The 21349-nt window shown below is 64.9% G+C and carries 14 protein-coding genes; 8 read left to right on the top strand and 6 right to left on the bottom strand.

Translation table 11 applies throughout. The annotated features are described in order from the left end of the window. Positions 1-23: 23 nt before the first annotated feature. Positions 24-2216: a transferrin receptor-like dimerization domain-containing protein gene (locus HB634_RS06695; RefSeq protein WP_213948022.1), complete on the bottom strand. Its 2193-nt coding sequence runs from the start codon at positions 2214-2216 to the stop codon at positions 24-26. Between the two features lie 5 nt (positions 2217-2221). Further along, complete coding sequence (locus tag HB634_RS06690) at positions 2222-4639, bottom strand: TonB-dependent receptor (protein WP_213948021.1); 2418 nt, start codon at positions 4637-4639, stop codon at positions 2222-2224. Between the two features lie 451 nt (positions 4640-5090). On the opposite strand from HB634_RS06690, the gene HB634_RS06685 reads away from it, so the two are divergent. Continuing rightward, complete coding sequence (locus tag HB634_RS06685; protein ID WP_082878937.1) at positions 5091-5624, top strand: hypothetical protein; 534 nt, start codon at positions 5091-5093, stop codon at positions 5622-5624. A gap of 15 nt (positions 5625-5639) precedes the next feature. Here the strand turns inward: HB634_RS06685 and HB634_RS06680 are convergent, their stop codons facing one another. Further along, complete coding sequence (locus HB634_RS06680; protein WP_213948020.1) at positions 5640-6593, bottom strand: NADP-dependent oxidoreductase; 954 nt, start codon at positions 6591-6593, stop codon at positions 5640-5642. A 118-nt stretch (positions 6594-6711) separates the two neighbouring features. Beyond that, on the bottom strand, positions 6712-7605 hold the full coding sequence (locus HB634_RS06675) for a LysR family transcriptional regulator (RefSeq protein WP_213948019.1): 894 nt from the start codon (positions 7603-7605) through the stop codon (positions 6712-6714). Positions 7606-7723: 118 nt separating this feature from the next. Here HB634_RS06675 and HB634_RS06670 point away from each other — a divergent pair, with 118 nt between their 5' ends. From HB634_RS06670 to HB634_RS06650, 5 genes are read left to right on the top strand one after another with little or no spacing between them, the layout of a single operon-like run. Continuing rightward, the gene (locus tag HB634_RS06670; RefSeq protein WP_213948018.1) at positions 7724-8359 is read left to right on the top strand and encodes an NAD(P)H-binding protein; all 636 of its coding nucleotides are present in this window, start codon (positions 7724-7726) and stop codon (positions 8357-8359) included. A 53-nt stretch (positions 8360-8412) separates the two neighbouring features. Then, positions 8413-9315 carry a 23S rRNA (adenine(2030)-N(6))-methyltransferase RlmJ gene (gene rlmJ, locus HB634_RS06665; protein WP_213948017.1) on the top strand — a complete coding sequence of 301 codons (903 nt, stop codon included), beginning with the start codon at positions 8413-8415 and terminating at the stop codon, positions 9313-9315. Between the two features lie 28 nt (positions 9316-9343). Beyond that, complete coding sequence (locus HB634_RS06660) at positions 9344-9850, top strand: Slp family lipoprotein (protein WP_213948016.1); 507 nt, start codon at positions 9344-9346, stop codon at positions 9848-9850. A gap of 52 nt (positions 9851-9902) precedes the next feature. Next, complete coding sequence (locus HB634_RS06655; RefSeq protein ID WP_213948015.1) at positions 9903-12674, top strand: serine/threonine-protein kinase; 2772 nt, start codon at positions 9903-9905, stop codon at positions 12672-12674. After that, the gene (locus HB634_RS06650) at positions 12671-13228 is read left to right on the top strand and encodes an ECF-type sigma factor (protein WP_213948014.1); all 558 of its coding nucleotides are present in this window, start codon (positions 12671-12673) and stop codon (positions 13226-13228) included. The genes HB634_RS06655 and HB634_RS06650 overlap by 4 nt, the downstream gene beginning before the upstream one ends. Before the next feature lie 3 nt (positions 13229-13231). Here the strand turns inward: HB634_RS06650 and HB634_RS06645 are convergent, their stop codons facing one another. Together HB634_RS06645 and HB634_RS22830 are read right to left on the bottom strand one after the other, a co-directional pair. Beyond that, positions 13232-16297: an autotransporter domain-containing protein gene (locus HB634_RS06645; protein WP_213948013.1), complete on the bottom strand. Its 3066-nt coding sequence runs from the start codon at positions 16295-16297 to the stop codon at positions 13232-13234. Positions 16298-16355: 58 nt separating this feature from the next. Next, the gene (locus HB634_RS22830) at positions 16356-16451 is read right to left on the bottom strand and encodes an AraC family transcriptional regulator (protein WP_255548430.1); all 96 of its coding nucleotides are present in this window, start codon (positions 16449-16451) and stop codon (positions 16356-16358) included. Positions 16452-16843: 392 nt separating this feature from the next. Here HB634_RS22830 and HB634_RS06635 point away from each other — a divergent pair, with 392 nt between their 5' ends. Together HB634_RS06635 and mfd are read left to right on the top strand one after the other, a co-directional pair. Next, complete coding sequence (locus tag HB634_RS06635) at positions 16844-17752, top strand: cation diffusion facilitator family transporter (protein WP_063572342.1); 909 nt, start codon at positions 16844-16846, stop codon at positions 17750-17752. A 68-nt stretch (positions 17753-17820) separates the two neighbouring features. Next, entirely contained in the window at positions 17821-21273 is a 3453-nt protein-coding gene (gene mfd, locus HB634_RS06630) for a transcription-repair coupling factor (protein ID WP_213948011.1), read from the top strand. Positions 21274-21349: the final 76 nt, after the last annotated feature.

Below are 21349 nucleotides of genomic sequence, written 5' to 3'. Positions count from 1 at the left end.
TGATGTGATCGTAAGTTCGTACGTCACGGCTGGGGGATGACCAGGATCTGCGTGGCCTGCTTCAGCAGCGCGGTGGCCCGGCGTGTCGCCGCCGTCGTCAGGCGCACCTCCTCCCTCGCCTGCTCCCAAGCCCGCGCTTCGATGGCGTCACCGATACCCGGCAGCGGCGCCGTGTCCTCGCCCTCCCTACGCCCGGGGGCCTGGAGAAGGTGTCGGTACCACGGACGCTGGGGCAGTCCCGAGGCCTGCAAGAAAGCCGGCGCGATGTCGCGGATAGCCTTGTTCACGGCAGTCACCTGCTTCGCCGTGAGCTTGCCTGCCGACGAGGCCGCCTGATCGTAACCTTCGGCTGCGGTCAGGAAGTCCCGTTGGGCGTCGTGCAACGGTCCGAGATCGATGTCCTGCCAGGCATCGTCGAGCTTCGAGGGTGGCTGCTCATGACGGTACGCCACGGCTGCCAGGCGGTAGGCATCGTGGTCCAGCAGTGCGTTTCTCCGCACCGCCTCGCGATGCTCAGCTGCCGCACCCGTGGCAAGACGATCGATGTCCTTGCCAAGCGATAGCGCAAACGCGGTATAGCGCCAGGGCAACACATCGGCATTGGCGACCCGCAGCACCAGCCGCGCATTCGTTCGCGCCAGCAGGTTCACGTAAGTCAGCCCCGGATCGCCGAAGCGCTGGTAATGCGTGTACGTGTCATACAGCGAGTGGTAGATGGGCACGTTCTCGTCGTCGCCGTCACGGTCGTAGCCATACCGCACATGCAGCGACGGCACGCCAAGCCGATGGGCAAATGGCAGGTAGTCCGATCCCGTACCGAGGCGCTGCGGCACGATGGGGCCCTCCACATCCTTGCCCTTCTCCGCTGCGTCCACGGCACGTTTGGCCAGACGACGCGCCTGCACCGTGGCGCCGGTTTCCGGATCGCGAAGGTCTCCGGCGACACCGTCCACCAGGCTCGCCAACGACGGATCGCCCGCCGTGGCGAGAAATCCCCTGCCCGTGGTGTCGTTGTTGAGATAGAACACCGCCTTGTGGGCGAGCTCCGCCGCATGGCGATCCGTCCACGCCCTGGAGCCGAGGATGCCGAGCTCCTCCCCGTCCCAACTGGCGAAGACCAGCGTGCGCCGCGGCCGATGCCCGGCCTTTGCCAGCTCGCCGATCGCCCGGGCTTCGGCGAGCAAGGCCGTGGTGCCCGCCAGCGGATCCCAGGCGCCAAACACCCAGGCGTCGTGATGCACACCGCGGATCACCCACTCGCCAGGGAACTCACTGCCTCGCAACGTGCCGATCACGTTGTAAAGCGTGCGCCACTCCCAGGGCGAACGCACTTCGAGATGGACCTTCGCATCGCCGCCCACGTGGTACGTCAGCGGCAGGCCGCCCTGCCAACGATTCGGTACGGCAGAACCGCCGAGCGCGCGAAGGAAGTGCTCCGCGTCGCCATAGCCAATGGTGACGACCGGAAGATGCAGGTCGTCCGTATGCCTGTTTGCCTGGAAGGTGGTCGCACTCTTCGCGTCGAGCACGCTGTCGATGCCAAGCGTGCCGCGCTGCAGGGTGTGCGGTGTACGCCACGCGCCTTCGGGATAGACATCGCCCTTGGTGAAGCCGTCCGCGTCCGGGTCGGAATAGATCACCACGCCGACAGCCCCGTGCTGCTGTGCGAGCCGTGGCTTTACCCAGCGGCCGGCGCCGGTGGATTTGACCAGCACCACCTTGCCCTCGACAGACTGTCCCGCCCTGGCGAGCTCGTCGTAATCCTTCGACAGACCTTCGTTGACGAAGATCAGCGGCGCATCCACGGAGCCGTCCGCACTGTAGGCCTCCATGCCGGGCAGTACGCCGTCCCGCGTGGCGGTGTCCTTGTCACCCTCAATCGGCGGCTCGGAGAAGTCGGCGGCGTAGTTGTCGGTACCCAGCAGGGAGAGCTTTTGCACTGTCGGATACGCGACGAGGACCCGCGTCTGCTCGACCGCGACCTGCCAACCCCAGCTGCGCAGGCTGGCGGCGATGAAGTCGGCGTTCTCCTTGTCGTGTGGCGAGCCGACCTGGTTGGGTGCCGACGTCAGGCGCCTCAGCCAGCCGTCGAGGTCCGCGGTGGCGATCGAGGCATCCACGCGCTGCTCGAGTTCACTTTGCGCGGCAGGCACGGCCGTCTGCGCCGGGACCGCTGCGGCGATCGTCAGCAGCAAGGCGGGTAGCAGCACTCTCATCGTCATCACTTCCACCGGTAGGTCACGCTGGCATAGTAGTAGCGTCCGTTCCAGCTGAGCGGTGAAAAGAGGCTGTACTTGAAATTGCCGTTAGTCGAGTTGGCGTATTTGACCTGCTCCGGCTTCGCATTGAACGCGTTGTCCGCGCCGGCACTGAACGTCCAGTTGTCCAGGTTGTAGTCGGCCGACAGATCCAGCGTCCAGCGATGGTTGAAGTCCTGATCGAGCGCGGGGCCGCTATTGCTGTACACGGTGTAGTTGCCGTAACGCTGCACGTTGGCGTGACCTGCCCAACGCCCATGCAGGTAATCGAAGCCCACATCCAGTTTGGTCCGGGGATTGGTGTCGCCGAGCAGGCCGAGCCTTTCGCGGCGTTCCACACGCTGCACCGCGACACCCAGTTCGTCGAGGATCGCCGGGTTCGGCTTCACCTTCGTTACCTCGTTCTCGTTGTACGCCCAACTCACGGTGGTGTTCAGGCGATCGCCGTTGGAGAAATCGAAGGCATACTGGCTGACGAAGTCCAGGCCGCGGGTCCGCGTGTCCACGGCGTTGGTGAAGTAACGGATGGACTGGTAGTTCGCGTCGACACCGTTGGCAACGAGGTAAGCATTGACCGCCGGCGTATTGACCGGAATGTTCGACGACAGGTTGATGCGATTGGTGATCTTGATCCAGTACGCATCGACGCTCACGTTCCAGCCGGTCAGCGGCTCGAGTACCAGCCCAAGCGTCGCGCTACGCGATTTCTCCGGCTTGAGCTTCTCGGCGCCGAGCAGGCTTGCCGCCGGGGCGTCCACCGGGAAGGTGCCCGACTGCACCAGCACCTGGCCGTGGCCGAGGTCCTGCAGCTGCTGGGAAATGTCGGCATAGTGCTGCTGCACCAGGGTCGGCGCGCGGAAACCGGTACCGATGCTGCCACGCAAGGCAACGCGCGGCGTGAAGTCGAAGCGACCGGAAAGCGAGCCGGAGGTCGTGCCACCGAAGTCGCTGTACTGTTCGTGGCGGCCGGCCAGCGACAGCGCGAAACGGTCGGTGATATTGGTTTCGAGATCGATGTATTCGGATACGTCGTGGCGCTGCCAGTTGCCCTGCAGATCACCGGTGATGCCACCGTTCGCACCGTACTGCGAGACGGCATCACCCGGCGTCACTTTGTACGCCTGGCGCAGGTATTCCACACCGAACGACACACTGACCGGGTTGGCCAGCCACGACGGCGAGAACTCCTTGCTGATATCGACATTGCCGACCTGCTGATTGGTCTTGTAATCGGCACCCTGAATGAAGAACGGCGTATAGCCGAAGGCCTTGTACCAGTCGGCGTTGATCGAATGGCTGCGCTGGTCGTATTCGTTGGAACCATGGCTCGCCGATACGTCGTAATGCCATCCGTCGCCGAGTTCGCCACGAAGGCCGGCCGTGAGGGTCGTGTCGCTGACGATGGGGATGCTTACCGGCAGGTAGCCTTCCGGGTAAATCGCCGGCACATTGGTGGAATCGCCGCGATGCCGGTACAAGCTGGCGGTTTCGTCGCGATCACGGCGATACAGCGCTTCGAAGTACACCTCGGCCGCCTTGCTGAATTCGTACTGGCCGGTCAGGGACACCTTGTTCGACTGCACGCCCGGGTCGCCGAGGCGGTAAACCTTCTGGTTGTACGTCGTGCCCTTGGCAGCAGGCGTCTGGTCGGGACCGGCACGATTGGTGTAGTCGTTGTTCTGGGTGTCGATGGCGACATGGATCGAACCCTTGTCCCCGATCTTGAATCCGGTATCCGCGCTGAGCTGCCGCTGCAGACCATCGCCAGCGTCATAGCCACCGAACTTTGCCGTGACCTGCCCACCCTCGCCGCCCTTTTTCAGGATCACGTTGATCACGCCGCCGATCGCGTCGGAGCCATAACGCGCCGACTGGCCATCGCGCAGCACCTCGATCCGCTCGATCGCCGAGATCGGGATGGCGTTGAGGTCCACCGGATTCGATCCGCGACCGATCGCGCCACCGAGGTTGAGGAAGGCGCCGCTGTGCTGGCGTTTTCCGTCGATCAGCACCAGGACCTGATCCGGGCTGAGGCCACGCAAGGTCACCGGGCGCGCCACTTCCGCGCCACTGATCGTCGTCGGCTGCGGAAAGCTCAGCGAGGGCACCAGTCGTGCGAGCGCGGCCGTGAGCTGCGTAGCGCCACTCTGCTGCAACTGCTGTGGCGTGATCACGTCGATCGGCTGCAGCGAGCTGGAAACGGTGCGTTCCGTGCTGCGGGTGCCGGTGACGATGACGGTATCCAGTTGGCTGGTCTTCGGAGGCTCGGGCTTATCGGCGGGACCGGCGTCCTGTGCCAGGACCGGTGCCGCGGAGGCGGCGAGGACCAGCGAGACGGCGACGAATAACGGGGTGCGGCGGCGTGGAGCGAGAGCGAACATGGACGTGGTTCCCCTGGGGACGATGCAGAACGCCGACGCCTCTGGGCGCCGGGTGTGGGAAGACGGCCTCGCCCCGGCGACGCGCAACACGACGCCGATCGGGCATGACCGGAAAGAACGAGGGAGGGAGAAGAACCGCGGGCGGGCCGCGGTGGCTACGTCAGGGCGTCAAACGCCGGACGTGGGGCCGAACTCAGGCCAGTCGACAACAACAACACGCGCAAGCCGCCGAACGGTGCGGCATGGCCGCGAGCGTCATCGGGGAGGTCTTTGCGCTGTGGTTGAGTGCGTTCACTGGTGAGTAGATCGCCTGGCAGATGGCTTGGAGGGTTATTTGTTGCACTGCGTCGCACGTTTGTCAACCGTGCTGAATGGCCGTCCATTCGCCCCATGGCCGCTTCCGCTCGCCATTAATGCGATCATTCATCCGCAGACCCACAGGCCAACCCACATGAATTCCTACGACGACGAATCCTACGAAGAACGCGACTACGACGATGACGACAGCGAGGACACGGTCGAAAAACACGTCTGGCAGCTGCTTCTGATGATCAACCCCGGCGACGAAGAAGCCGCCAAGAAGCAGTTCAGCGACTATCGCAACGAAGTCGAGGACCAGGGCGACGACGATCCCATTCGCCTGGTCGGCCAGGTAACGGACTGGCGCGCCAGCTTCGAAGTGGATGCGGATGACACCCGCGCGCTGGTCGAAGCGCTCCAGGAGCTGGTGTCGCGCTTCCACGACGTCAGCATGGACTGGGACGGCGACCCGGACGACGACGAGTATCACGAGGACATCGATGCCGCTGAAATCTTCAACCGCGCCTACGATCAGCTCAAGCCGCACGGCTACACGCTGTGGTCGCGCGAGGCGGACGACGATGTTTCCGCCGGCTGGATCACCTCCTCCAGCGACGACGAGTCGATGCTGGTCGTCGCCACGGCACTGCACATCAACCTTCGTCGCGGCGACCAGATGAGCTGACCCGCCACGTGGCGATTACACGGTGAGCACCGTCTTGCCGCGCTTCGCCCGCGAGTCCGCTTCGAGAAACGCCTGCCGTGCTTCGTCGAGACGGTAGGCGCGATCCACCTGTACGACGATGCGTCCGTCAGCGACCCAGCGCACGATCTCCGCGAGCTGCGCGGGATCGGGCTTGACGATGAACCAGAAGGCTTCGATGCCGAGCTTTTGCGCCCGTTCCGGCGACGGCGCATCCTCGGCTTCGCCCGAGATGGTGACCAGACGCGCACCTGGCTTGACGTACTGCCAGCTACGCTCGAGCAGGTCGTGACCCACGGTGTCAAAGACGACATCGACTGGCCCCGCGACGTTTTCGAAACGCTCTGTCGTCGTATCGATCGTCACGTCCGCACCCAGTTCACGGCACAGGCCGGTGGCTTCGCTGCCGCGCGCGGTGGCGATCACACGTGTCCCGATGCCCTTGGCAATCTGGATGGCGAACGTGCCGACCGCGCCGGCACCGCCATGGATCAGGGCGGTCTCACCCGCTTTCAACTTTGCGAAGTCGAACAGTGCCTGCCAGGCCGTGAGCGCACCGATCGGCAAGGTCGCGGCCTCGACGGCGGAGAGCGCATCGGGCAGCTGCGTGATCTCGCCCGGCAGGACGCTCGCCTGCTCCGCTGCGGCGCCGTTACGCCAGAAGTCGATGAGCCCGACGACGCGGTCGCCGACCGAGAAACCCTTCGTCGCACGACCGACGTGAGCGATGTGACCGGCGAACTCGTGCCCGACGATCACCGGTAGTGGGCGCTTCGAACCATCCGGTAGCGCCATGGTGCCGTTGGTCACCCAGTGGGGTTCACCGAAGGTCAGGCCCACGGCGTCCACGTTGACCAGGAGCCGGTCGTCGGCGTGCGCGGGAGCCTCCGTGTCGCCCACGCGAATGGAGAGGTCACCACCTGCCGCATCGGAAATCCATGCCGCCTTCACAGCGTCAATCCCTTGCCGGTACCGATAACAACAACTCGCATGGCGACTACCTCGCTGGTTGATGGCCTGAGGGTTTCATGCCAGCGGGCCGCGAGCTTGTACGCCCCTGCCGTGGCGGTCAGGCCTTGAGACGTTCGCGGAGAAGGTCGATGAACGCCCGCACCTTTACCGAAGGCTGGCGCCCCGGATAGACCGCATGGACGCCGCCTTCGGGGAGCGTGAAATCGGGGAGCAGGGACACCAGCCGCCCTGCCGCCAGGTCCTCGTTCACCACGTAATCCGGCAGCACGGACACGCCCATGCCCGCGACGACGAAACCATGCGCCGCCAGCGTGGTGTTGGCGCTCGCGGCGCTGCGCATCTGCACGGGATGTTCGACGCCACCCTCGTCGGTGAAGGTCCAACGCGTGGGCGAGGTGAGGATCGTCAGGGCGATCCATCGATGACTCGCCAGCGCGGCGGGCGTGCAAGGCGTGCCGTGTTTCGTGAGATAGGCAGGCGAGGCCACCAGGCACTGGCGAAAACTGGCCAGTTTCGCGGCACGCAGGCTCGAATCGCGCAGCCAGCCCAACCGGATGGACAGGTCGAAACGCTCGGCGATGAGGTCGACCATGGCGTCGCCGACCACGAGCTCCACACTCACCTGGGGATAGCGCTCGGCAAAGGCCGCCAACGCCGGCGCGACGATGGCCGGACCGTGGTCGCCCGCCGCGGCGACGCGTAGCACCCCCATCGGCGTATCCCGGCACTCGCCGAGGCGGGCGATGGCGGATTCGGCATCGGCCATCACGCGAGCGCAGTCTTCGTGGAAGCGCTCACCTGCGTCCGTGAGCGACATCTTCCTCGTGCTGCGCACCAGCAAGGTCACGCCGAGCTCCTCCTCGAGCCTGGCCAGGTGCTGGCTGACCATCGCCTTGGTCGTCCCTAGCTGCCGGGCCGCCGCGGTGAACGAGCCGGCGCGGACCAGGGCAACGAAGACACCCAAGCGATTGAGGTTAACGTCGGCAGCCATGCGGTCGGGTCGATAGTAAAGCCATACTTTACGATGAATCGCGCTAGAAGGCGTATTTCCGGAACGATCTTAGGCGCATCCTCTGCCTCATCCTTTCCCTGCAGCAGGCCTACCGCCCATGAAGATCGTCCTGTTCGGCGCCACCGGCAACCTTGGCAGCGTCATCCTCGACGAGGCCCTCGACCGGGGCCACGAGGTCACCGCCGTGGTTCGTGACCCGGCGAAGCTCGCCACGAAGCATGACGCCCTGACCGTGGTGAAGGGCGATGTCGCCCAGCCGTCCTCGTATGCCAGCGTCCTGCCCGGCAACGATGCCGCCATCGCCAGCCTCAACGACCACGCCGACCCGGCCAATGTGCCCCGTCAGGCCGCGCTACTGCTGGACGCCCTGTCGAGGGCCGGCGTACGTCGCTTCGCCTGGGTGGGTGGTGCCGGTAGCCTGGAAACCGCCCCCGGTGTGCGCGTCATCGACGATCCAGGCTTTCCGGAAGCCTGGAAGGCCTCGGCCAATGCACAGATCGAAGCGTTGGCCGTCTTCCGCGCCAGCAAAGCCCCTATCGACTGGACCTATATAAGCCCCGCCGCCGAGATTGCACCGGGCGAGCGCAAGGGCAGTTTCCGCTTCGGCGGCGAGCAGTTGCTGGTGAATGCGGAAGGCCATAGCCGGATTTCGATCGCGGATTTCGCGATCGGCGTGCTGGACCGGATCGAGAAGGGTGACGCGGCGAAGAAGCGGGTGACCTTCGCGTACTGAGCGGCTCCCATAAGAAGCAGGCTCCACAGGGCGGGCCCCGCTATACTGGCGGGATGAATTATCGCCACGCGTACCATGCCGGCAACTTTGCCGATGTCCTCAAGCACATGGTGCTCGTGGCCTTGATCGACTCGCTGAAGCAGAAGGCCTCGCCGTTCTGCTACATCGACACTCACGCCGGCAGCGGCCGCTACGACCTTCGCGGCAATGAGGCACGCAAGACCGGTGAAGCCGACGAAGGCGTCAACATCCTCAAAACCGCCAGCGGCCTGCCGCCGCTGCTGTGGAAATGGCTGGAAATCGTGCGCGCGTGCAATCCGGGTGACGACTCGCTGCGCTATTACCCGGGCTCGCCCTGGTTCGCTGCGCACCTCATGCGCGACACCGACACCGCCCAGATGGTCGACACGCGCAACGACGAATCCAGCGCCCTGCGCCAGCTGTTCCATCACGACAAACGCATCCACGTGCATGAGCGCGACGGCTACGAGGCCCTGAAGGCCTTCGTCCCGCCGAAGGAAAAGCGCGGCCTCGTGCTGATCGACCCGCCCTTCGAAGCCCAGGAAGCGGAATTCCGCATCATTGAGAAAACCCTCAAGGCTGCGCTCGAAAAGTGGCCGACCGGTATGTATGCCGTCTGGTATCCGATCAAGGTCCGCAGCCATGTCCAGCCGTTCCACCGCTGGCTGACCAAGTGTGGTGCAAAGCGCGTTCTCGTCGCCGAGTTACTGCTGCGACCGGACAACTCGCCGCTGACGCTCAATGGCACCGGCATCGCTATCGTGAATGCGCCGTGGAAACTGGATGAAACGATCCGCGATTCGCTGCGCCTGCTACCGAAACTGCTCGGCAAGCCGGGCGAGTCCGAATACCGGCTGACCTGGCTGGTCGAGGAAGGGAAGGATGAAGAACCTCCCCACGCTCCGCACTCACCCCGTTCAGTCCGTCGGCGCTAAAGTTCAGCTACCTGCCAGGAGCTGACTCATGCGCCCGACCGTCGTCCGTCTAGCTGTCCCTGCCGCCCTGCTCACGCTGGCCCTCGCCGGCTGTGCACCTGCGCCTATCTACAAGCCCACGGCGAACAACGTCGCCGTGCCACCCGCCCAGGTGGCACGCGAACCGGAACGCTACGGCACGTCCGACGTGATCTGGGGCGGTCGCATCGTGAAGGTGAGTAACTTCGCCGATCACAGCGAAATCGAGATCCTGGCCTATCCGCTCGACGGCTCGCAGCGTCCGCAATCCAACGACACCGGTAACGGTCGCTTCATTGCAGCCATGCCTGGGTATGTCGAAAGCCTCGACTATCCGGCCGGCCGCCTCGTCACCGTGTCGGGGCGTATCAACGGTACGCGCGCCAGCAACGTGGGCCAGGCCAACTACACCTTCCCGCTCGTCACGGTGAACCAGTCCCACGTATGGACGGCCAAGGAAATGTCCGGCGGCCACCCGAACGTGAGCTTTGGCCTCGGGGTCGGCGTCATAAGGTAACGCCAGCTTATACTCTCCCGACGGCCGGTCGAGCCGCACAGGGGAGCAAGCGTTGTCGGAGGATCGTGGCCAGCTGTACCTGCGCGCGAAATCCGTCGCCCTCGTCGCGCTGGAATTGCCCATCGACGAGCGTGAATCGTATGTCGCCTCGGCGTGCGCGGGCGACGAAACACTACTTTCCGAAGTCCGCTGGACACTCGGCGCCGCGGAGGAGACCGGGCACCCCTACCCGGCCCTGCCAACGGCCATGCCGGAAGACGGCGCAAACCTGACCGCCGCGCTGCCCAGCGGCTACCGAATCGACCATTTACTGGGCGAAGGCGGCATGGGCATGGTGTATCTCGCAGAACGCACGGTCGACGCGGGATCTAGCGCTGAGTGGCGGCAGCGCGTGGCCTTGAAGTTATTGCGCTTCGCCGGCTTCGAAGGAAGCGAGGCCCATCGACGCTTCGCCGAAGAGCGCCGCATTCTGGCCACGCTGAATCATCCGTACATTGCCCATTTGCTCGATGCAGGCCGCACGGCAGGTAACACGCCCTACCTGGCCATGGAATACGTCGAGGGCGAACGTATCGACCACTGGTGCCAGAGGCATGACCTGTCGTTGCGAGAGCGCATCGAAGTGTTCCTGAAAGTGTGCGACGCGGTTCAATACGCCCATGGAAAGCTGGTAATCCACAGGGATATCAAACCCGCGAATATCCTGGTCACCGCGCAGGGCGAGCCAAAACTTCTGGATTTCGGTATTTCGCGACTCCTCGACGCCACCGGAGAAATGACCGAGGCACGCACCGGTACGATTCACCGCGCGCTGACCCTGGCCTACGCGAGTCCGGAACAGGTCAGTGGCCAGCCGCTCGACGTACGTACGGACGTATGGTCTCTCGGCGTCGTGCTCTATCAACTCGCCTGCGGCAGGCGCCCCTTCGATGTCGATACCGTGCAATCCCCGATCGACCTGTCGAAGGCGATCGTCGAGGGCGGCCTGACCGCGCCAAGCCGACATACACCCGGCGTCGTGCCTGCCGACGTCGATGCCATCGTCATGAAGGCGCTGCGTGTCGATCCGGCGCATCGCTACGCCAGCGTCACCTCGATGGCCCAGGATCTGCGTCGCTACCTGGCAGCACGTCCCGTGCTGGCGAGACAGGGCCGACGCTGGTACCGAGTACGACTGTTCGCCCGTCGCCACCGTATCGCGATGGGCGTCGCTTCGCTGTTGACCGTGCTGGTGGCGGCATTTGTCATGACGTTGCTCATGCAGTTGCAACGCGTCCAGCGCGAACGCGACAAGACACAGGCGGTGGCAGGGTTCATGAGCGACCTCTTCGAGCACGCTGATCCCGGACACGCGCAAGGTGAAAATCTGCGCGTGCGCGACATGCTCGACCGGGGCGCGCGGCAGGCCAGCGACGACCCACGCCTGACTCCGGAAGTGAGGGCCGCACTCCTGCTATCCATCGCGCAAAGCTATAACGCATTAGACCAGGGGGCGCGCGCGATTCCCTTGTTGAAACAGGTCTTGGAACTTCAGGCCACCAGCGGCTTGGGTGCCATCGAGCGTGCACGCGCCTGGAACGCGCTCGGACGCGCTTACGGCATTCAGACCGACCCCGCGGGCGCCGTAGCTGCTGACCGGAAGGCCCTCGCCCTGTATGCCGAGGCAAGCGGCGTGCCACGGGAAGAGTGGTTCAGCCTGCGCACTCATCTCCTGCTACAACAACTCAATGCCGGGGAAGCGTCGGCCCCAGTCCTCGCCGCACAGCTTGGACTCCTTGTCGCCGAACTTGATCGCGAGCAACCCGCCCTGCCGATCGCGCAGGTGCAGGCCCTGACGACCTGGGAGCTCGCCTTGAGCCAGGCTGGGCAGAACGAACTCGCCGTGAGCATCGGCAAACGCGCCTCCGCGCTTTCCGACAGCGTTTACGGAAACGACGATCCCGAACGCCTGCATGCGGACTTCATCCTCGCACTGGCGACGTCTGCCAGCGCCCCGGAGCAGGCCGTCGCGATATACGAGCACCTCATCGCCGAACGCACGCGGATGCTCGGCGTGTCGGGTGCCGGCATGTCGACGTTGCAGGGCTACCTCGCCCAGACCCTGGCTGGTATGGGGGAGCACGCGCGTGCAGCGGACATGCTGCAACAGACGTACGCTTCTTCGGTCGCCGAAAGTACGCCACGAACGGATTTCCAACAGGGCGTACTGGTGTTTCTGGCCAATGAGTACCTCGAGCTGGGGCGTTACCACGATGCTCAATCGTTGCTCGAGCCGAAACTCGAATCGTTCATCGCGCAGGCGAACGAAAAGTCGCCGTGGTCGGTGGCCAATCTCGTTGAAGCGCTGAATACGCTTGGCACCGTGGCGCTACATGACGGCCGACTGGCCGACGCGGAAGCGATCTATGCGCGCATGCCCGCACTTCCTTCCCCCGAGGTGACACCGGACGCATGGACGGCCTTGCTCGAGGGCAATGGGGCGCTGCAAATGGCGCAACGCCAGTATGCGCTGGCAAGCGAAACCTTGCGTCGCTTCGACGAGGTCAATGTGAAACTGAAGGTTGACGCTCACAGTACCGCGGCACTGCGTGCCCGCTTGCTCGAAGCGCGCCTGCGCTCCGCGCAAGGTGATCGCATCGGCGCGCAACGTGTGGCCGCCGCAGCCTATGCCACCGCTTCGGGCAGGCGCGTTCGCTGCGATCTGCTCAGCCGCGAACTGCTTGTCGCCTGGCAGCAAGCCGCCCCGGCCGGGGACCGGGTGTTACCCTCCCCCGCTTGCCCGCCACCAGCGACGGATATCGCGCAAAGGGAACCATCGCCATGAAGGACCATGACGTTACCCTTTGGCTGCAGCGCGCGCGGGCGGGCGATGCGCAAGCGCTCGATCGCGCGCTGCGGGAGATGTACAACGCCTTGCACGCGCTGGCCATGGGCAAGCTGCGGCAGAACCGCAGCGAGCGCACCTTGAGTGCCACCGCCTTGGTCAACGAGGCGTACCTCAAGGTGTTCTGTGTACCTGAAAGCCCCGACTGGGACGATCGCGGCCACCTTCTTGGGGTGGCCGCGCGTGCCATGCGCGAGGTACTCATCGACGCGGCGCGCCGTCGTCAGGCGGCGAAGCGACCGCAGGACGTCGATCGCCTGCAGCTGACCGAAATCGCCGCGTCCATCAGTGAGGACGTCGATCCCATGGCGTTGTCCGAAAGCCTGGAAAGACTCGAGCGGCTCGACCCTCGCCAGGCGCAAATCGTCACGCTGCGCTTCTTCGTCGGCATGAACGCCGCCGATATCGGCGCGAGCCTCGGCATCTCGCCGGCAACCGTGCAGCGCGAATGGCGCATGGCGCGCGCGTGGCTCCAACGGGAACTGCTGGCATAAAGGTCAGAACGGTTTGTTGACGCTGAAGCGGATCATCTGGTCGTGTGCACCCGGTTGCCTGAGATAGTCGTATCCGCCGCCTAGTAACCATCCACCAGCGAGGCGAAGGTCCAGGCCAAGACCCAACTGCACGCGATTTCCGTTCCTGCCGTACGGACTACCGACGATATCCCAGCTGCCGGCCGACGGTACCTGCGCGTAAGCAAGCGTGGTCCGGCTTCCATCCTGGAAATCATGACCCGCTTCCAGTCGGGCCCGGGGGGCCAGGCTAGCCCAGCCCAGGTCGATGTCGCCATTGACCCGCACACCGACCGATGCGACCGAGCTACGCACCGTCTGGCGACCATAGGCGAGTGCACTGGAGGCGGCCCCGTTTTCGGCAAAGCCGTTCAACGACGACAACGACCATGCCGCCCGACCATAGGGCGACCATACCCAGCGCGCCGCCCGGAATTCGAGGCCTGCCGTAAGCGACCCGAACCATTGCTGACCGTTACGGCTTCCCGTAAGCGACGGCCCGCCATCGGGATCCGTACGCCGGGTGGCAAAACGCAGACCACCCCCGCCCAGCACAGCGTCGACGTACGACCGTTCGCCGGGCTGCACGCTGCCGTAAAGCGCCGTGCTGTAGCCCTTGCCGATGCTTCGGGTATCGGCGCTGCCGATGTCGCTGTTGTCGTGGCTGTAGCCGAGGGTCATGCCCAGCAAGGCGCGATCGGCGACTCGTACATCCGCGCCCGCGCTGACGGACATCGCGTTGCTATCGACACTCGCCGCCTGCCGATACGCGTCGATGCTGCCGAATTGCGCCTCGCCAGCCACCCACGTGTGAATACCACCGTCGGTCCTTGCGTCGCCACGATTGCCCTGTGCCGGCAAGGGACGGCCATTCACGTTCAACGAGAGGCCGTTGCTGAAGGAAGGCGTGTCAGACAGATGATCGTGCAGGCTTTCCAGACGACCGCGGATGTTGTCGAGCTGCCCTTCGGCGAAACGTAGCGCCTGCGAGACCTGCGCATTGACAAGGCCGAGGGCGTCCGCGTTCTTTGACGGATCGGGCTGGGTACTCACCAGGACGAGCACGCTGACCGGCACCGTGTCACCACCGGCGGTCACCACCATGGCACTGATCTGAACCAGCCCATGAAATGAAGATGTCGATGTGAAATCAAGCATGCCCTGGGAAGTAAGCGACGCCTGCCCCGCGCTCGCCGGCGACAAGCCGACGAGATGCGCGCGTGCAACACCACCTGGAGCAAGGTCAGCCAGATCTACTGCGACCGGTGCGCCCGGCATCACGGTGACCGTGCGACTGCGTTCCGCCGTACCGCCTGTCCGCGTCACGATCACCGTGACTGCCGCCGGCGCCGACGCCCCGAACGCATTATTCAACTGATAAGTGAATGTATCGGTGCCCGTGAAGCCATCGGCCGGCACGTAGACAAGGGTCTTGCCCTGTGTGGAAGCCCTTCCGTGAGACGGCGCCGTCGCCAGGCCGATGCTCGTCCACGCCTGCGCGCCCGTACTATCCGCCGGCGGCGTGATGGTGACCGGCGTACCGGCCGAGGTAACCACCGACAACGCCTGCGTGGAAGGCGTCGCCGCGGGAAGCACCTGGATTGTCACGCTGGCCGCCACGGAATCGCCGCCCGCATTGCGCGCCGTGTAGCGGAAACTGTCGCTGCCGCCATAAAACGTAGACACCGGCGTATAGGTCACCGTCTGTCCGGAAATACTGATCTGCCCATGCACAGGCGGCGTCACGACCGCCACGCCGGTCACACCGGCACCGTCGATATGCGCAGCCAGGTCGATCGAAACTGCCGTGGCATACGGTGTGCTCACGGCGACAGCCGATGCCACGGGAAGCGGAATCGTGCCCACGGCAATGATCACCTTGCCAGGCGCCGAATCGCCCGCGGTGTTTCGCGTGGTGTAAGTGAAACTATCCGCGGCATTCTGGAAGCCGGTGGCCGGCGTGTAGGTGACGACGGTTCCGGAGACAGCAGCCGTACCGTGAGCCGGGGGCGTAGCGACCGCGACGGATGTAATTCCCGTCCCGTTGGTCACGCTGCCGAGGTCGATGCGGGTCGCCACGCCGTAGTCGGTATGCAACGAAACGTCACGGGCCGTCGGCAACGCGATGGGTGTCACGCTGTTGGAAGATGCCGATGGCGAACCGGTACCCACGGGGTTGGTGGCCGCCACGGTGAAGGTATAGGCGATGCCATCCGTCAGTCCGCTCACGGTGATTGGGCTGCCCCCACCGGACGCCGTGATGCCTCCGGGCGACGAGGTGACGGTGTAGCGCCCGACCGGTGCGCCGCCGTTGCCCCCGGGCGTGAATGACACCACTGCCCGTTCCGGCGCGGCGACCGCTGTGCCGATCGTCGGCGCATCCGGCAGGAAAGCATAAAGGAAGGCTCCGCCTGTGGCCTGACCGGCGTCGGTCGTCACCGCGACGGACACCGTGTCCGTACCGGGAGGTGCGACAGCAGAAATGTGGGTATCGCTGCTTACCGTGAAGCTCACGGCCGGACTGCCACCGAAACTCACTGCCGTGGTCCCCAGGAAAGCCGAACCCGTGATGTCGACGACGGTACCTGCAGGGCCCGCCGATGGCGCCAGCCCGGTCACCGCCGGTCGGGCCGACTGGCACTGGATGCTGTAGTTGATGACGGTTCCGGGGAAAGCGCCATTAGTCCGGAGGATAAGCGTCGATGGGCCAGCCGTGATCGCTTGCGAAAACACGTCACTGGACGACTGGGAGGTGGTTTCAACGCGCTGGACGACGGAGCCTGCGCCACCTACTGCATCCAGCTGAATGAGCAACCCTTCCTGGTTCGCAACGGTAGTGAGGCCAATCGTGTCGCCGACATTGAAGTTAACGGCCTGCGAGGGATTAAGGGTGAAGGTCTGGGACGTGCTTATCGTGCCGGACAGCCCGTCGAGTACCTGGCAGCCCGTGGACGCGATAGCCTGCAGCGGGGTGAGGACCGCGGCGGTACCCAGCAAGCCCACGGCCAGTCTGCCGCGCAACCGCGCGGATATTGAAGAAATACGAAACATGGCGATCCCCTGTTTTGTCGTGCCTAAACAGGAGTGCGTAAAACCCTGGCCGATCTGGTCACGGCATGACGTGGGCACGACGCCAGCGGGACGGCGACATCCCCAGATGTTCATGGAACGCCCGCTGGAACTGCCTCTCGTTCGAAAAACCCATGTCGTGCAACAAAATCGTCAGGTGCAGGGATGGGTTCCGGCGAAGCCGCGAGTCGGCGACGGGAGCAAGCGCCTCGTCGTGGGCGTGCTCATCACGTCGAACTGGCGTGTCGGAACCCATGGCGTGTGGAAGACGTCGACGCCGATCTCTATCGGTTCGATGCGTGATTTCCTGTCAGTCCATTTTTGAGGAGTTCATATCATGAGCTGGAAAACGAACCATTTAGCAGTCATCCCCGACTTCAACGTCGATGCGCTTGGCGAATGCGCCGCTCGGCGCTGTGCACGTGACCAGCGCGATCGCGGTCAACAGAGCGTTCCAGTGCGTTAGTATCTGCCGCGTACCGCCAGCCATGATGGCCGGCGGCTTCCTTCTGAAGGGCAGTAGCAACCATGTCGGGACACGCCGATTCGAAGCGCGCCATTTTTCTCGCGCTCGGAGCCAACTTCGCCATCTTCATCGCCAAACTGGTCGCCGCCCTGTTCACCGGATCCGGCGCCATGCTGGCGGAAGCGGTCCATTCGGCGGCCGACTGCGGCAACCAGGGGCTGCTCCTGCTCGGCATGAAGCAGGCCAAGCGGCCGCCCTCGCCGGACTATCCGCTGGGTTGGGGCCGCGCGCTGTACTTCTGGTCCTTCCTCGTCGCGATCCTGCTGTTCAGCGTCGGCGGTATGTTCTCGCTGTACGAGGGCGTGCATAAGCTGACGAACCCCGAACCGCTGAAGTGGCCCTGGCTCGCCGTTGGCGTGCTCGCCTTCTCCATCGTCACCGAGGGCATTTCCATGCATGGCTGCATGCAGGAAGTGAACAAGGCCCGCGAAGGACGCGGCCTGTGGCAGTGGTTCCGTGAGACCCGCGCCAGCGAGCTGCTGGTGATCTTCGGTGAAGACCTCGCGGCCCTGATCGGCCTGTGCCTGGCGATGCTGGCCGTGGTGGCGACCATTCTCACGGGTAACCTGGTCTACGACGCCATCGGCACCATCGCCATTGGCGTGCTGCTTATCGTCGTGGCCGTTGCCGTGGCCCGCGAGGTGAAAGCCCTGCTGATCGGCCAGGGTGTCGAGCCCAAGCGCCGGGCCGAGATGATCGCCTTCCTCACCGCACGCCCCGAAATCGACTCGGTCTACAACCTGCTGACCCTGCAGATGGGTACGGATGTCATGGTGGCTACCAAGGCCAAAATGGCTCCCGCGCCCACGGCGAAGGCCATGATCGAGGCGATCAACATCGTCGAGGCCGACTTCAAGGCGGAATTCAAGGACGTACGCTGGAGCTTCTTCGAGCCGGACATCGCCGACTGAGCCCACACAACCCCTTCGCCCCCGGGTAGTACAATCATCGGCTTGCCCGCAGCTGACAAGCCGACTTCATGCCTGTAGCGCTTCCCCGCCCGCCGCTCCCTCCCAACGCCAAGACCCGCCGCTACTGGGCCGTGCCCCATGGCTCCTCATGGGCGCTCGAGGTGGCCGAAGCGGCCCGGGCGCACGACGGCCTGCTGGTCGTGGTCGCCCGTGACACGCGCAGTGCGGACAACCTGGAAAGCGAGCTGGCCGTGTTCGCCGGCGAGCTGCCCGTGCTGCACTTCCCGGACTGGGAAACCCTGCCCTACGACGTCTTCAGCCCTCACCCGGAAGTCGTCTCCCAGCGCATCGCCACGCTCTACCGCCTGCCGAGCATCAAGCGCGGCGTGCTGGTGGTGCCGGTGGCAACGTTGATGCAGCGCATTGCGCCGCGCACCCACATCACCGGCTCGGGCCTGGTCCTGCGCAAGGGTCAGAAGCTCGACATCGGCGCCGAGCAGCGCCGCCTGGAAGCCGCCGGCTACCGTAACGTCCCCCAGGTGGGCGAGCCGGGCGATTTCGCCGTGCGCGGCGCACTGATCGACATCTTCGCCATGGGCGCGAACGAGCCCTACCGCGTCGAGCTGTTCGACGACGAAGTCGAATCGATCCGCACCTTCGACACCGAGACCCAGCGCTCCCAACAGCAGGTCGATAGTGTCGACCTGCTCCCCGCGCGCGAATTCCCGGTGACCGAGGAGGCCGCGAAGAACTTCCGCGCCAACCTGCGCGAGCGCTTTCCCATCGACATACGCCGGTGCAACCTCTACCAGGACATGAAGGAAGGCGTGACGCCCGGCGGCATCGAGTACTACCTGCCGCTGTTCTTCCCGGTGACGGAAACGCTGTTCGATTACATCTCCGGCGACGCTCTCTTCGTCCTCGGTGACGGGGTACTCGACGCGGCCGAGCAATTCTGGACGCAGACATCCGAGCGCTACGACCAGCGCGCACACGATATCGAGCGCCCGGTGCTGCCGCCCGCCGAGATCTATCTGCCCCCGGAACACCTGCGCGAGCGCCTGAACAAGCAGGTCCGCATCGATGTCGTGCCGAAGGGACAGGAGCACGCCGTCGACCTCGGCACGATGCCGGCCCCGGAAGTACCGCTCAACCGCAAAGGCGAAGAACCCGGCACCTCGTTGCGCCACTTCCTCGCCAGCTACAAGGGCAGCGTGCTGATCGCCGCCGACTCGGCCGGCCGTCGCGAAGCGCTCATCGAGCAGCTCGCCGGCGCGGGCGGCATGAAGCCCGTCAACGTGGACGGCTGGAAAGATTTCCTCGCCAAAGACGAGCGTTTCGCGATTACCGTCGCTTCGCTCGAGCAGGGCTTTGCCCTGACGAAGCCGGCGCTCACGGTGCTCACCGAGCGCGAACTCTTCGGCGAGCGCGTGCGCACCGACCGTAAGAAGCGCGTGGGTGCCGCGCGCGACCCCGAAAGCATCATCAAGGACCTGACCGAGCTTTCCATCGGCTCGCCCATCGTGCATATCGACCACGGTGTCGGCCGCTACCAGGGCCTGGTGTCGCTGGACGTTGGCGACATGCCCGGCGAGTTCCTCACCATCGAATACACCAAGGGCGACAAGCTCTACGTGCCCGTGGCGCAGCTTGGCCTGGTCAGCCGTTACACCGGCACCGCCCCGGAACTGGCGCCGCTGCATTCGCTGGGCGGCGACGCCTGGGAACGTGCGCGCAAGAAGGCCGCCGAGAAGGTCCGCGACGTCGCCGCCGAGCTGCTCGCGATCTACGCACAGCGCGAAGCCCGCCAGGGCGAAGCGCTGTCGATCGACCGCCAGATGCTCGAGGAATTCGGTGCCACCTTCCCCTTCGAAGAGACCGCCGACCAGCAGGCGGCGATCGACGCCGTCATCACCGATCTCGCCGCGCCTCGCGCGATGGATCGCGTGGTCTGCGGCGATGTGGGCTTCGGCAAGACGGAAGTCGCCCTGCGCGCCGCGTTCGCAGCGGCTACCGCCGGCAAGCAGGTCGCCGTGCTCGTGCCCACCACCCTGCTCGCCCAGCAGCACTACCGCAACTTCGCCGACCGCTTCGCCGACTGGCCGGTACGCGTGGACGTGGTCTCGCGTTTCAAATCGAAGAAAGAAACCGACGCCGCGCTGGAACGCCTTGCCGACGGTCAGATCGACGTCATGGTCGGCACGCACAAGCTGCTGCAGGCCGACATTCGCTTCAAGAACCTCGGCCTGGTCATCGTCGACGAAGAACAGCGTTTCGGTGTGCGCCAGAAGGAACAGCTGAAAAAGCTGCGTGCCGAAGTCGACCTCCTCACGCTGACGGCAACGCCCATCCCGCGCACGCTGAACATGGCGATGAGCGGCCTGCGCGATCTGTCCATCATCGCCACGCCGCCCGCGCACCGTACCGCCGTACGTACGCTGATCTCGACCTACCAGCCCGCCCTTATCCGCGAAGCGATTCAACGTGAGTTGGCGCGTGGTGGTCAGGTGTACTTCCTGCACAACGAAGTGGAGTCGATCGAGCGCATCGCGCGCGAACTCGGCGAACTGGTGCCGGAGGCGCGCATCCGCGTCGCCCACGGCCAGATGCCGGAGCGCGAGCTGGAACAGGTCATGGCGGATTTCCATCGCCAGCGTTTCAACGTGCTCGTCTCGACGACGATCATCGAATCGGGCATCGACATTCCGACGGCGAATACCATCGTGGTCAACCGCGCGGATCGCTTCGGCCTGGCGCAGTTGCACCAGCTGCGTGGCCGCGTCGGTCGCTCGCATCATCGCGCCTACGCCTACCTCATCGTGCCGGACCGCAAGGCCATGACGGCCGATGCCGAGAAGCGCCTCGAAGCGCTGGCCTCGTTGGAAGAACTGGGCGCGGGCTTCACCCTCGCCACGCACGACCTCGAAATCCGCGGCGCCGGCGAAATGCTGGGCGACGAACAGTCCGGCCAGATCCAGGAAATCGGCTTCGGGCTTTACACTGAGCTGCTCGATCGCGCGGTCCGCGCCCTGAAATCCGGCAAGGTGCCCGACTTCGACCTCACTTCCGAACACGAGACCGAGGTGGAACTGCACCTGCCCGCCCTGATCCCGAACGACTACCTGCCGGACGTGCACGCGCGCCTGACCCTGTACAAGCGCATCGCCAGCGCGCGCAACGACGAAGGCTTGCGCGAGTTGCAGGTGGAAATGATCGACCGTTTCGGTCTGCTACCAGACCAGACCAAGTGCCTGTTCGCCGTTGCCCAGCTGAAGCTCATGGCCACGCCGCTCGGTATTCGCAAGGTGGACTTCGGCGCCAGTGGCGGCCGCATCACCTTCCGCGACAAGCCGGACATCGATCCCGTCGCCCTGATCAAGCTCATCCAGACCCAGCCACGCATCTTCAAGATGGATGGCCAGGACAAGCTTCGCGTGATCCTGGAGCTACCCGGCTCCGCCGAGCGCATCCGGACGGCGCAGGAAACGCTGGTATCGCTAGGCGCCCGCCGCCCGAGCTAACCAGCATTTGCTCGGTAGGAGCCGATTCATCGGCGATCCCGGCGCAGCGAAACGATGGTGGTTATCGCGACCGGGT

Source organism: Luteibacter sp. dw_328, assembly GCF_018449605.1.
In the GTDB taxonomy this organism is placed as follows: Bacteria; Pseudomonadota; Gammaproteobacteria; order Xanthomonadales; family Rhodanobacteraceae; genus Luteibacter.
This window is presented reverse-complemented; position numbering and strand designations above follow the sequence as displayed.

Excerpts from the sequence above, each read along its gene's own strand:
- HB634_RS06695 (WP_213948022.1), bottom strand. The coding sequence starts at position 2,216 with ATGAGAGTGCTGCTACCCGCCTTGCTGCTGACGATCGCCGCAGCGGTC.
- HB634_RS06690 (WP_213948021.1), bottom strand. The coding sequence starts at position 4,639 with ATGTTCGCTCTCGCTCCACGCCGCCGCACCCCGTTATTCGTCGCCGTC.
- HB634_RS06685 (WP_082878937.1), top strand. The coding sequence starts at position 5,091 with ATGAATTCCTACGACGACGAATCCTACGAAGAACGCGACTACGACGAT.
- HB634_RS06675 (WP_213948019.1), bottom strand. The coding sequence starts at position 7,605 with ATGGCTGCCGACGTTAACCTCAATCGCTTGGGTGTCTTCGTTGCCCTG.
- HB634_RS06670 (WP_213948018.1), top strand. The coding sequence starts at position 7,724 with ATGAAGATCGTCCTGTTCGGCGCCACCGGCAACCTTGGCAGCGTCATC.
- rlmJ (WP_213948017.1), top strand. The coding sequence starts at position 8,413 with ATGAATTATCGCCACGCGTACCATGCCGGCAACTTTGCCGATGTCCTC.
- HB634_RS06660 (WP_213948016.1), top strand. The coding sequence starts at position 9,344 with ATGCGCCCGACCGTCGTCCGTCTAGCTGTCCCTGCCGCCCTGCTCACG.
- HB634_RS06650 (WP_213948014.1), top strand. The coding sequence starts at position 12,671 with ATGAAGGACCATGACGTTACCCTTTGGCTGCAGCGCGCGCGGGCGGGC.
- HB634_RS06645 (WP_213948013.1), bottom strand. The coding sequence starts at position 16,297 with ATGTTTCGTATTTCTTCAATATCCGCGCGGTTGCGCGGCAGACTGGCC.
- HB634_RS22830 (WP_255548430.1), bottom strand. The coding sequence starts at position 16,451 with ATGGGTTTTTCGAACGAGAGGCAGTTCCAGCGGGCGTTCCATGAACAT.
- HB634_RS06635 (WP_063572342.1), top strand. The coding sequence starts at position 16,844 with ATGTCGGGACACGCCGATTCGAAGCGCGCCATTTTTCTCGCGCTCGGA.
- mfd (WP_213948011.1), top strand. The coding sequence starts at position 17,821 with ATGCCTGTAGCGCTTCCCCGCCCGCCGCTCCCTCCCAACGCCAAGACC.